The organism is Pseudoalteromonas luteoviolacea (assembly GCF_000814765.1).
Lineage (GTDB): Bacteria > Pseudomonadota > Gammaproteobacteria > Enterobacterales > Alteromonadaceae > Pseudoalteromonas > Pseudoalteromonas luteoviolacea_H.
This window is the reverse complement of record NZ_JWIC01000009.1, coordinates 64,772-77,397: the sequence shown is the minus strand read 5'-3', so window position 1 is coordinate 77,397 and position 12,626 is coordinate 64,772. Positions and strand designations below refer to the sequence as shown.

10 protein-coding genes are annotated in these 12,626 nt (G+C 41.3%); all 10 read right to left on the bottom strand.

Annotated elements, in window-relative coordinates:
- Nucleotides 1–4: 4 nt before the first annotated feature.
- The 10 genes from ylqF to JF50_RS21015 all read right to left on the bottom strand — a co-directional run bounded on the left by ylqF (nucleotide 5) and on the right by JF50_RS21015 (nucleotide 12,622).
- On the bottom strand, nucleotides 5–949 hold the full coding sequence (gene ylqF, locus JF50_RS21060) for a ribosome biogenesis GTPase YlqF (protein WP_039611340.1): 945 nt from the start codon (nucleotides 947–949) through the stop codon (nucleotides 5–7).
- 224 nt (nucleotides 950–1,173) lie between these two features.
- The gene (locus JF50_RS21055) at nucleotides 1,174–2,193 is read right to left on the bottom strand and encodes a flavin reductase family protein (protein WP_039611339.1); all 1,020 of its coding nucleotides are present in this window, start codon (nucleotides 2,191–2,193) and stop codon (nucleotides 1,174–1,176) included.
- Nucleotides 2,194–2,206: 13 nt separating this feature from the next.
- Complete coding sequence (locus JF50_RS21050) at nucleotides 2,207–2,896, bottom strand: hypothetical protein (protein ID WP_039611338.1); 690 nt, start codon at nucleotides 2,894–2,896, stop codon at nucleotides 2,207–2,209.
- Between the two features lie 12 nt (nucleotides 2,897–2,908).
- Entirely contained in the window at nucleotides 2,909–4,108 is a 1,200-nt protein-coding gene (locus JF50_RS21045; protein ID WP_039611337.1) for an MFS transporter, read from the bottom strand.
- 6 nt (nucleotides 4,109–4,114) lie between these two features.
- Nucleotides 4,115–5,350 (bottom strand): ATP-grasp domain-containing protein, encoded by a 1,236-nt coding sequence (locus JF50_RS26460; RefSeq protein WP_052262636.1) that lies wholly within the window; start codon nucleotides 5,348–5,350, stop codon nucleotides 4,115–4,117.
- A 133-nt stretch (nucleotides 5,351–5,483) separates the two neighbouring features.
- Entirely contained in the window at nucleotides 5,484–6,347 is an 864-nt protein-coding gene (locus JF50_RS21035; protein ID WP_039611336.1) for a sugar phosphate isomerase/epimerase family protein, read from the bottom strand.
- A 100-nt stretch (nucleotides 6,348–6,447) separates the two neighbouring features.
- Nucleotides 6,448–9,495, bottom strand: a complete 3,048-nt coding sequence (locus JF50_RS21030) for an efflux RND transporter permease subunit (RefSeq protein ID WP_080760320.1) — start codon at nucleotides 9,493–9,495, stop codon at nucleotides 6,448–6,450.
- Nucleotides 9,496–9,500: 5 nt separating this feature from the next.
- Entirely contained in the window at nucleotides 9,501–10,109 is a 609-nt protein-coding gene (locus tag JF50_RS21025; RefSeq protein ID WP_039611334.1) for an HlyD family efflux transporter periplasmic adaptor subunit, read from the bottom strand.
- A 66-nt stretch (nucleotides 10,110–10,175) separates the two neighbouring features.
- Nucleotides 10,176–11,285, bottom strand: a complete 1,110-nt coding sequence (locus tag JF50_RS21020; protein WP_052262634.1) for an LLM class flavin-dependent oxidoreductase — start codon at nucleotides 11,283–11,285, stop codon at nucleotides 10,176–10,178.
- Nucleotides 11,286–11,299: 14 nt separating this feature from the next.
- Nucleotides 11,300–12,622, bottom strand: coding sequence for an ATP-grasp domain-containing protein (locus JF50_RS21015; protein WP_039611333.1), 1,323 nt, complete (start codon nucleotides 12,620–12,622; stop codon nucleotides 11,300–11,302).
- Between the last annotated feature and the right edge of the window lie 4 nt (nucleotides 12,623–12,626).

Genomic DNA, 12,626 nt, shown 5'->3' with positions numbered 1-12,626 from the left:
TAGATTAGCGGCGATTCTTTCTTGCGCGAGCGCGACGTTGGCGCTTTTCTTCTTCGCGAGCCGCTTTTTTCGCCTCTGCTGCTGCGCGGATCTCAGCAACCATTTGCTCTTCTTCTTCACGCATTTGCGGCGTTTCCATGGTTACATGGCCAAGTACAGCATCGCGTAACTCATTGATGAGGATCTCTGACATCTTATGGGTATCCACTTGATTGCCACCACGGATACAGCCTCGCTTGCGCCCAGCCATCTCAATGAATGTCCAATCACAGTCCGGCAACTCATCAATTTTATAACGACTTTTCAGCAACTCAGGATAGGCCTTTAGCAAGTATTCTGCTGTGTAGCTCGCCACTTCTTCATAGTTAATGGCGGTATCACGGATAGCCCCCGTTGCGGCTAAGCGATAGCCCGAGTTTTCATTTTCAACTTTTGGCCATAACATGCCCGGCGTGTCATACAGCATAATACCGTCATCTAGGCGAATACGTTGCTGCGCCTTGGTAACCGCAGGCTCATTGCCCGTCTTTGCGACAATGCGGCCTGCCAATATATTGATAAGTGTTGATTTACCAACGTTAGGAATACCCATGATCATGGCTTTTAACTGCTTATCTTGACCGACTTTATGCGGCGCTAACTTTTTACATAGTGCATTTATACGATGCACTTCAGCCGCTTTATCATGACCAAACGCTAAGGTTTTCACCCCCTCTTCTTGCTCAAAATACGCCATCCAAACTTTGGTCATCTCGGGATCTGCTAAGTCCGCTTTGTTTAATATTTTGATGACCGGCTTATCACCACGCAATTGACCAACCATTGGGTTTTCACTGCTATACGGAATACGCGCATCCAGTACTTCAATAATGACATCCATCTGCGGCATGATCTCTTTGATCTCATTGCGCGCCTTATTCATATGACCAGGAAACCACTGTATTCCCATTATAACCACCTGTATTTAATTTACTTTGTAAAAACTCACGCTCTTTTTCATAAAGCATTGGGTACCAAAGCCAGATGTATAGCAGCAGTACCACAAGATCAAGTTATAGAGTTTACTATAAAACTTACCGCAAAGATAAAACACTGCGCTTTTAACTCGCATTTATCTCCTAGAAAGTATCGGTTATCAGTTTTATATCCTGTTCATTAAGCAGGTGCTGCATGTTAATTTGTGGTTCCCTCCAAATCGACGACAAGATCCCCGGTGAGCTGCGAACAACATGCCAAAATATAGTTATTATTTTCATCAATCGGATTAAGGCCACCAATGTGATTCATTTTGACACTGCCTTTTTTCAACTTGATTTTGCAAATACCGCATGAGCCAACACAACATTCACTGCTAACGGACATGTTGCTCTCGCGAATAACATCTAGTAATAGCGCGCCTTTACTCGCTTTGACAGACTTTTTAGCGCATGAAAACTGGATCTCAATTAATCCATCTTTTGCATAATCGACATCTGACTTTGATGTCAGCAGTTGATTCGTAAATGATTCCCGATAGATAACCGACTCGTCCACCCCAAGTTTAGAAGCAAAACGCTGTGCACTATCCATAAACCCGGCGGGCCCACAAATCGCAATCTGACTAGATTTAATATCCGGACATAAGCGTTTGAGGCTCATCGGGCTGAGTTTTTCATGATGCATATCACAATCAGGCAGCTCTGAGCTGAATAAGTGGATCGTCACATTCTCATAGTCACGCTCAAGCGCTTTGAGTTGCTCATAAAATATCACTTCTTGTCGGTTACGGTTGTAGTAAAGAAGTGTGATGGGGAGTGCTCTATTGATACTCAAGCTATTTAGCATTGAATATACCGGTGTGATCCCGCTGCCTGCTGCAATGAACACAATCGATGACGCATTCATCAACTTCAATTCATTGAATTCACCAAAAGCCTCTGACACCTCGAATGTCTGGCCGACTAATGGCGTATCAACTAAGTACTTAGACACCGTGCCTGATGAGACCTTCTTTACAGTAATATCAAAAGTTTCATCCGCCCTCGGTGTACTTGAAAAGGAATAGCACCGCTTGTACAACTTGCCTTCTATTTCAACTTGTATTGAACAGTATTGGCCCGGCAAATATGACATCCGGTGAGTACCTGTCGTGCGAAAGCGAATGGTTTTCGCACTGTCGGTCTCTCTGCTTTCTGCAATCACTTCAACTTTCATTATTCGCTCCACATTATATATAGTCGAACGCGTCAGAGTACATGTGTTCTAAGCACGCTCCTTTGTCAATAAAAGCAGCCCGTGTTGAGGGCATTAAATCAAAGCGCCCAGCAAGGTAAATATCAAACTCAGAGAAGTCATCAAAATCACACAAGATATTATCGACCAAGCTCCCGGTACGACCTTCCCACGACTCATGGTCTTCTTTTACGACCGGAATAAAATTAACCTGCGTATTTTCCTGTGCCCATGCACAAAGCTGATCATATTCATAGAAGTCTTCAGCACTGCGAACGCCCCAATACAAATACACGTCTTTTTGATAATCAAGTTCTTGTAAGTGCGTAATGATTGATTTGATATATCCAAACCCGGTGCCCGCTGCAAACAAAATGACTGGACGGCCACTCTGCTTAAAATAAGCATTTCCTAAACCTATTTTGGCTTTCACATCCTTGTGTTTCATGAGATGGGCAACCGCATCGGGAATTGCTTTTGTCACCTTACAGCCACCCACGTGTATTTCTATATTTTTCACATTGGGTGACGACGTGATTGAAAAAGGGATCTCTTTATCTTTAACCCCCAGTTTCAAATACTGTCCCGGCTTGTACTCAACATTTTCTTGCGGCGTCATCACAATCCGATACACTGAATCATTTAGCTTTGTAACTGTGTCTAGCTGACAATTAACGTAACTCATATTTACACATCCTTAGGCACTACTTTTGGACCTTAAAAAAATCCCTTGATAATTATCCGTTTTGAGTAAAACGGCCAAAATAAAACACATCACCATTAAACCTGCAGCAGCAACACTCGCGGTATAAAAACTGAAGTCATTAAAATACGAAATAAGAAACGCAGCGACAGCAGAAAAACTCGCGTTGCTAATATAGCGTACCGATGCCAATCGACCTTTAATCTCAGGCTTCGTGCATCTTTGCTGAGCAGCTATCCACGACACAGTTGACACCGTAATGAGAACGCCATACACAAAAGTAACTGGCAAAATGATCCACCCTGATGCGTCAAACGCATAGCCAACAAAAATGAGCGCGCATACCAACATCAGCAACAGACTCACTTCAAAGCGGTTTTTATCATTTAGCTTAATTTTCGACGCAACAACGCCCCCGATAATTGCACCCAGCGCAAAAGCACCGTCAATAAAGGACAACCACCGTGCCAAATCATTAAAGTTGTGTTTCACTGCGGGCGCCAGCAACAGATTGAATAGCGCTAAAGACGCATAATCTATGCTTGGGAAAACAAACGTGAATATTCTGTTTTTATCACCTTGAAGATACGTACCAACCTCTTTCCAAGAACCTGGATTAGGCTTCTCCTTATCCATCTTCACCTGATTAGATTTTATGACCCATACTGTGAGTACATAAAAAACAAATGCACATGTATAACCCGAAAAAACGGTAAACAACACCCAAAATGACGAGGCAAACTCGAGCAATATACTGGCTAAAGCCATGCCTATAATTTGGCCACACTGTAATGCCATGGAGGTATATGCATTGATTTTTTCAAGTTTGTCGTCACTGCCTAGCATGGGAATAAGCGCAAAAATAGCCGCCCTCAAAAACGGCCTGATCATGTTTAGCGCGAAAGCAACAAACATAATTAACTGGGCATTGCCTTGTGCGCCTAATATGATCGGCACACATAAAATGAGTACATTGACCAGTGCCGCTCCAAGTAACACTTTTTTAGCACCATGCTTGTCGACGCAGGTGCCTGCATAGCCTTGAACAAACAGCCCAATAAAAAATTCGCTGGCGTATACAAATGCAAAAGACCACAAACTGTCTGTTGCCTGATAAAGCATCATGCCGAGTGCAAGCGTGAATAACCCCCTTGCAACATTGATTGAGAATTCACTAAATACAATCCAAGGCATAATCAATTACCAAGTAGGTTGATGAGACAACTCAAACGAAAGCGTGTTAAGTGCAGCTTTACACCTATCTAAAGCTTGTGTCTGATCCACGCCTGTACTGATCGCACACGCCGTGCGTTCACGACTGCTTGTCATCGGCGAGAGCACATCACCCGGTTTTTTCATCACACTTACATCAAAAATACCTGCTAATGCCTGTGCATCTTCGAGCCCTTTCACTTCTGCTAAAAGCACTGTTTGCTCAAAGCCAATGCCTGTAAACAAAATGGCCGCAGGCTGTTTAATAGCTAATTGGTTACGCACATCGGGTATAACAGAAACACCGCAGGATTGCTTAGCTTCGCAATCATATATGTCGATGCCTGTTGCCAACTCAATCAATGTAAAAATACCATCGCCACCTACTCTGGCATGGGTTTCCACAACTTTCGGCCCTGATTCTGTGAGAATGATTTCTGTATGGCTTGGGCCTTGATTCACGCCAAGGGCGTCTAGCATGGTGCAGATATAAGTTTCGATTTCAGCTTGCGTGTCTTGCGGTAACGCTGCTGGAAAAATATGGCCTAATTCGATAAACGTATTTTCGTCTTTAATTTTTTCTGTGATCCCAAGCACGACATGCTGGTTATCTTCTGACAGGGCTTCAACACTAAATTCTTTCCCCGTTAAAAATGCCTCTGCAATAATAGGAAAGTCCAATTCAAGCTCATTGAGTTTACTAACAGCAGCTTCTAGCTCATGAATATTGCTGACTTTAAACACGCCAAGACTCGCATTTGCCTCCAGTGGCTTTACTATCATGGCTAAGTTAGATTGCGCAAAGTGTGTCTCGTAGAAGTCTTTCAGCTCTGCCTTGCTATAAATCAATTGATGAGGTGTATCATCAACCCCTTGCTCAGCCAAACGCGCTCTAGTCAAATACTTATTGTTTAGCGTTTTAACTAATTGTCTAGAATGCGGATAAGGGAGTTCAAGGCGACTCGCAACCATAGACGCAATTTCTTGATAGGTATCATTAAAGCACGCAATCCTCTCAAACTTCGTGTGCTGGTGCAGTGCGATCGCAACATCAACATACGTCTCAAATGATGCGTCGTCATCCAATAAGATCAAGTTCTCATAGGGGAACTTAAGATCAGGCGCATGACTTTGCGACTTCTTCATTATCACGGTGATTTGATGTGCCATGTTCGCCAATGCTTTATGCCCAGGGCGTACGTTACCTATTACAAGTACTTTCATTTTCAGACCTTAATACATGTATGCTTCTGGCCACTTAAAAAATATCGAAGCCAGGCAGTCAATTTGGATAGCCGGTTGTGTGCTCAGCTAGAGCACACAACATTCAATTACTCACTCGGTAATCTTCAATGCGCTAGACAGCGACAGATAATGACGAAGAATTTTCAAACAGCTCATTTACATAATTGATATTTTCCGTCGGCTCTACATCGCGTGTTTCAAATGCAATTGGACCTTCCCAGTTATTTTTAACCACCGCATCAATTAAGCCTTGAAAGTCAATGGTTCCCATCCCGAGAGGCCAATGAGAGTCACGCTCACCATCGGTATCACTGAATGAAAAGGCAGCAACACGATCGTGTATTTCGTTGAAGACAGCAACCGGATCTCCACCCCCTACTGACTCATGGCATACGTCAAATAACATTTTCACACCAGGCACACGGTCTAACACATAGCGATAGTGGTGGATATTAGTGAACACATAATAAAAAGGGTGAAACCTCTGATAGTTAGATAAGTTTTCTAGCCACAACTCACAGCCCACTTCATCTGCATAAGCTTTCGCTTCGCTAACGGTTTCGACATACCCATCTAACGCCTCACTCAGTGCTTGTTTTACATATCTAGGCTCAACAATACCGCCACCATGCAAAATCAACGGTGCACCTAACTTTGCCGCAAGATCAATCTCATCACGCAGAAACTTTTGCGCAGCTCTACGAATTTCGACCACATCACTCGCTAAAGGCGCTTTAAAATTGCCATGGTAAACAGGCTTCACATTCAACTCAGCCATTTTCTCGCGTAATTTTTCAATACGTTCGTCAGACCAATTACGTGGCGCATCTTGCTCATTAGCACCATCAATATACCAATGTGTGTAACCGTGGTTATAGGCGTGCATCATCCCCTCTTCAGCGACATGATATTGCTGAATAACAGAACCGCTCATAAATGGAGGTAGTTTTAGTTTATTAATCACTTTAGTTTTCACAATCTCTTTCCTTATTGAATTTTAATTTGAGCTTTAAAAATAAAAATGTAACGAATATTTGAATAAATAACCCACAATCAGAATTTAAAAACATACAAAGTTAAAATGCGACTTCTTCCCTGACAAAAGGCTCTTTTCTATCTATAAAAGTTAATAAAAAGGGCATAGTAAATATCGTAAAAATCGTTGTTGAGATTAGACCAAAAGCAACAGAAACACCTAAAGGCCTAAGAATATCCTCTCCTGGTCCAAATCCAATTATTAAGGGAACCATACCACCAACAGTGGTCAAATTTGTGACCGCCAAGCTTTTTAACCTAACTTTAACACTCATATAAATTGCAGAGCTTAAATCTAAAACAGACTTAAACTTAATATACTGATCCAATATTAATATTGAGTTATTAACGGATAGACCCACCAAGATAAGAACACCAAGCAAAGCATTTACTGAAAGAGAACAATCAAAATATACCAGCGCAACCATTGCACCGCTAATAGAAAATAAAATCGATAAGCAGCAAATTAAAGTACGACTATAACTATGAAAAACAGCCATAATAACCATGAAGACAAGTGCAAATGAAAGTATGAGAGACTCGACCAGAGAAATCACTGCTAATGTAGAGTCTTCACTCCCCTTTTCAAAAGCAATTGGTAACACACCATCAGGATAGTGTTCTCTTAACACTGCTTTAAGTCGATCTTTGAACGCTTCTATCTGTTTTTTATTAACACTCGGGTTAAACCAGATGTTTACTTGGTAACTTAACTCTCCATTTCTAGAGTAGTACTGACGCCACTCTTGTTGGTTCGTGAGGGTGATTAGATCATTGAGGTATACAGCATGATCATTTATAACCAAAGGTACTTCATATATATGTGATATTTGATCTTTATTTTTATCAACGCTCAGCTTTAAAGGCAGCTCTTGGTCTTGTAATTTAAGGTTATAAAGCTTTCTTGGCTCTGAAGAATATTCTATATAATTTTCTATTTCTTTAAATTTATCATCTGACAAACCACTTTCAAGCAAGTTATTAATAGCCAGCTCATTATAATTAACAACAAGTGATTTAGACTTCCTATCACCAGGGATGTTCTTAACCTTTTTAATCAGCCCTTTGTCAGATTTACTTATTTTATAAACCTCTTTTAAAATCAATCTATTTTGTTCTGGATATTTACCAAGGACCTTTACAATTAAATCCGGATTAGACTTTACATTTAATGCCGCCGTTACAAAAGGAGAATAACTCACATCTGAATACTCATTAGAAAAATCTATCTTAGATAGCTTATCCATTGAGGTCTCAAATTGCTTATATGAATTCAAAAACAATGATAAAAAAACTATATTATCTCTCATATCCATATAAACATAATTAACTTCAGAATCTAATTCAGATTTAATCTTGTCATATATCGGCTTGATAATTTCAAGCTTCCTTATTTTACTGACACCCACTTCATTAAAGTCGATCGCAACATCAATAATCTCAGCTTTAGGCTCAGCAATAATCTCTGTTTTAAGCTTTCCTTTTGCATCAGCTATTAAATATATAGATACAGAAATAACACTCAAACACACCACCGCAGACAACCAAACATGTCTATGTAGAAAAACAATGTACTTTGGCGCCGTTGATTCTTTTTCTTTCGTATTCATTTTTCTCGCCGGTCTATTTTTACAAAAAAGCATATAAATAGAGGGAGTGAGAAAAATACTGATAAAAAGCGAGGAGATAATGATACTGGAAGAGACCAGAACAATATCTCTTAGGATTGAAGACACAGCGGGGTGAGAAAAGGCCAATGGTAAGAAGACTAACACCGATGTAATGGTCGAGACCATAATTGGGGAAGTGACATCACGTACTGCTTCAACGATAACTGAAAAGCTCAGTAAACCACTTTGCTTGCGGGCTCGCTCAATACGATCTAAAACAATGATCACATTGTCGACTACTAACCCGATACTAATACTCATGCCCCCCAACGAAAGGAGATTAATACTGACACCCGATGCGCGCATAATCAGAATGCCCAAAGCCAAAGAAATTGGCATACTGATACAAATAATCAAAGTGCTTGATAACTTTCTATAAAATACCAGTACCACGAACACCGAAATCGCCATACCAAGCAACAAAGCATATAGAATGCTTTCAATTGCTTTATCAATAAAACGTTGAGGATCGTTTAAAGCAGCAACACCGCCAAAGCCCTCAACAAACTCATTGACCACCCGTTTAAATTCTTTGGACACTTGGTAAATATTGGCATTCGGCTTGGGCCACATTGCCAGTGTCACTACATCCTTGTTATCTAATAAAAAATGACGACGGTTGGGTTCTTTGTCAAAAAACACGCTCGCGACATGCTCAATCAATACAGGCGAACCGGCTATTGTGGCAACCTTAATACGCTTTATTTCATCAAGGTTTGATAAAGACTTATTCAGCTTTAGACTGATTTTCCCCTGCGTCTTACTATGTAGCTCACCAAGCTTTAAATCATATTGATGTCGATTCAGTGTATCGATGACATCACTGGCAGAGATACCATACTCGATTAGCTTGTATGGGCTTAGCCGAATATTCACAAACGGCAGATTTCCCTTGGAAACACGGCTAAAAGCAACTCCTTCCATGTCATTGATCATGGGAACCAGTTGTTCATCCAGTAATCTACTTAATTCTGCATTATTAAATTTATCTGAATAAATAATGAAATAGTTTTCAGAGCTAGGATCTAAGATGTCAACAATGGGCGCAGGTTCATGCTCTGGTAGCTGTGCATGATAAAAAGAGGCGATGGCTGCAACATCGCGCTTCGCAATTTCTGGGTCTACTTGCCAATCGAAATTCACGCTATAGCGCACTAAACCTTGCTTATAGGTCCCCTCAACATCCACCACATTGCTGATGGTTTTCAGTGAGCGTTCAATTTTATGACCCCATTGATTATAAAAGCCATATGCGTCCTGCATTGGCCTCAACGTCACCCTTACATTTGGCTTATTCACCGTTGGGTACATAGAGATCGGCAGCTTATTGGCAACGTAACTTCCGCAAATCGTCAGAAATACCGTCACGGCAAATATAAACTTGTACCTTGCTAACAGGCCAGACATGTTCAGTGCCATAACGATTACAACGCTTTGCTTTTATTAAGTTGCACTTTGACTAAACTGCCAAACCGAAAAAGTCGATTGCAGGTTTCATCCACAAAACACGTTTGCGTATCCAGCTTAATTTCTACTTCGGATTTAGAAACCCCTCCTAGTTCAGAGTGACGATTGTGTATGGCATCCACTTCGCCATTGAGCGGAATGGCATATCCATCTGGGTCAAGAATGACCGTGACTTTCTTACCGATGTTGACATATTGATTGTTTGGATAGTAGCTAATCGCTCTAACATTCAGATCCGCGCGTCTAGCTAACGACAATATAGGCTGATATTTATCAACTTTAACCCCTTCGCGAGACATCACTTCTGACACCACGTAGTCGCCGCTGCCAGCGAAGATAAGTTGTTTTTTTATATTTGGATCAAAGGGCGTGACCTCCGCAATGGGCAAATCGTCTGAAATCTTTTGACCAGATTTAATATTGATTTTATTGACAATGCCATCAACGTTTGACGTGACAATCCGTTTACTTTGGTAATTAAACTTACCTATCAAGTAGATATTACTATCATTAGCATTCGCATCTGATAGCAATAAGAATAGTGTCATTATGATGACTAATTTCATCGCTTTTTGCCCCTCATTCCTTGCTTTTACGCGTGAGGCAAACAATACCTCACACGCCACTTCACTTTATTGTGCTACTGCTTCAGCTTGCTTTTGTTGTTCACGTAGTTTTGCTTCTCGCTGTCTCACTCTAGGAATGACCAGCTCTGTGAAGTACTTCATTTCTTCTAAATGCGGCCAACCTTGCATAATAAATGTCGAGGCGCCACCCGCTTTGTATTGCATAATGTAATCAGCCACTTGATCAGGATCACCAACCATGGCCAACGAAGATCCACCTCTAATTTGAATCGCTCCGGTCCAAAGGATGTCATTTAACCAACTATTTCCAGCCTCTTCTGCCAACTTGCAAATGTCATTAACAGCCTTCGAATCGCACGTTTTCATAAAATCAGTTAAAAACTTCGCCCATTTAGGGTCTGTTCCATCCAACATTTCATCTACCCTTTGTAGAGCCTCTTCACGAGTCGGACGGACAATGACGGACATGCGGATCCCCATCTGATTACCAGACTCAATACAAGGCTCGGCGCTTTTTGCAATGTTTTCTGCGGTATCACTGTACCTCAACCAAATCGCATTATGCTTGGCAGCTAGCAGACGAGAAGTATCCGAGTTACCACTGAAAAACATCTCTGGGCGGTCAGCTTCATTGCTATATCCTATGTGCAGTTCACCATTTTCAATTTGATAATATTTACCAGAAAAGTTGACAGGACCACGGTTATCCCAAAACAAATTGCATATTGTCATAAACTCATCTAGACGAGCCTGTCTTTCCTCTTTCGGTAAGAAGTCCCCGTAATACTTTTGCTCGACCGGTGAAATACCTGCAACCATGTTGATAGATACGCGATTTTCGCCAAATCCAGAGAGTGAGTTAATCATTTGAACAAAGGTCGTGGGTGCCACCATCCCTGCGCGATAAGCAATGATAAATTTGATTTTTTTAGTCGCTCGTATCAAAGATCCGATGTATGTAAATGCATCTGCACAGTGGTAACCCACCCCTAAAAGCAGCTGCTCGATCCCCATTGCTTCAGCGGTTTGTGCATATTTAATCAATTCATCTACATCAAAAGTGAATATAGATTTTATCCCTGCATTATCTGGTTTTAAGTTTCCGCCTACAGGTACATTCCACATAAAGCGCGCTGGTTCTACTACATTGCTCATATTATTTCCTTTACTTATTTCTCGTACTCAATAATTAAATCTTCATCTAAAACTTGGTTAAGAAATGGCAATTCGTTAGCCAAATCTTTGGCATCAACTTTCCATAGTGCATTCAATAGGAAAATGCCGCGATTTGATTCAGGTAGTTTGGTGCCAACCGTCGCGCTGATTTCACAAATATCCGGTACACGCCTCAATTTATCGACAGAGAGTTTTGCTAAGGTCTTGCCCGGTTCACCATATTTGCTAATAAATACCGATGCCGTTGTGATGGAGTTGTCTGCTCTCCTTTTACTCTCTCTCAATTGCGCAAGTGTCTGTTTAAATTGCGTTCGCTTTTCCCCATCAGAGAAAACTAACGACAGCACCCACATCTGCAGAAAATCAAACTTTTCAGCAAATACACCCACACTTTGATTTATTAACGCGCCACCCATTCGTGGATTCACTTCAATGATATTCCATTGCCCTGTGCTGCCATCAAACCGTGTCTCAACATGATAGGCTCCTTGCTTTATCTGTAAGGCCTGTAAACACGCAGTGACATACGCTTCACCGGAGTGTTGCTGCTCATCTGACAATTGAACCGCTGGCAGTGAGTTGGCAGTCTCCAAGGTCGTGCCAAACATCGTCTCTAAAAACTTGGCATGTGTGCCCACAACATACACCGTAGAGTCAAGTACAATTACCTCAAAGCTATATTCATCGCCTTCGATGTATGACTCACAGATAAAATCGTAAGTACCGCTAAAAATATTTTTGAATCGTATGTCTTTTTTCATACCCGCTTGTAGCTGTTCAATTTGCGAGTACTGCAAACCCGGCTCATACTTAAAACAGGAGAATGAACCAATGCCGCGACGAGGCTTAATAAAAAGTTGGTGGTTTTGCCCCTCAAGCTCACTTAAAAGCTCAGCAGTGACCAAGTGGGCCTGCGCAGTACTTAGATTATGTTCAACCAATATTTGGCGCAGCTGAAGTTTGTCAAAACAGCGTTTAATTTCGTCATCTTTAGCATCTACCACACCACACTCAGCATTGACCCAAGACATTAATAAGCGATAACCCTCATAAGTGGCCAAACACCCTCTTATTTCATATTGCTGTTTAAGCTGCTCAATATATGCTGATATACCGTCTTGCGTTAAATCTTCAGCGTCTTGTATAAATACATCATCACTAATGAGTGAAATTTTTTCGGCGTGCGCTTCAGTCAGAGGAGAAGAAGAAATCACCACCGGTTTAATACCAACTTCAGACAAATAACGCTTCATCAGATCCGCATAAACATGGGAACGAGCCTGATGGATCAACAAAACAAACACTTGATTTTTCAATTGA

Coding starts and splice junctions, on each gene's coding strand:
- JF50_RS21055 (WP_039611339.1), bottom strand. CDS start 2,193: ATGAAAGTTGAAGTGATTGCAGAAAGCAGAGAGACCGACAGTGCGAAA.
- JF50_RS21050 (WP_039611338.1), bottom strand. CDS start 2,896: ATGAGTTACGTTAATTGTCAGCTAGACACAGTTACAAAGCTAAATGAT.
- JF50_RS21020 (WP_052262634.1), bottom strand. CDS start 11,285: ATGAGCAATGTAGTAGAACCAGCGCGCTTTATGTGGAATGTACCTGTA.
- JF50_RS21025 (WP_039611334.1), bottom strand. CDS start 10,109: ATGAAATTAGTCATCATAATGACACTATTCTTATTGCTATCAGATGCG.
- JF50_RS21030 (WP_080760320.1), bottom strand. CDS start 9,495: ATGGCACTGAACATGTCTGGCCTGTTAGCAAGGTACAAGTTTATATTT.
- JF50_RS21045 (WP_039611337.1), bottom strand. CDS start 4,108: ATGCCTTGGATTGTATTTAGTGAATTCTCAATCAATGTTGCAAGGGGG.
- JF50_RS26460 (WP_052262636.1), bottom strand. CDS start 5,350: ATGAAAGTACTTGTAATAGGTAACGTACGCCCTGGGCATAAAGCATTG.
- ylqF (WP_039611340.1), bottom strand. CDS start 949: ATGGGAATACAGTGGTTTCCTGGTCATATGAATAAGGCGCGCAATGAG.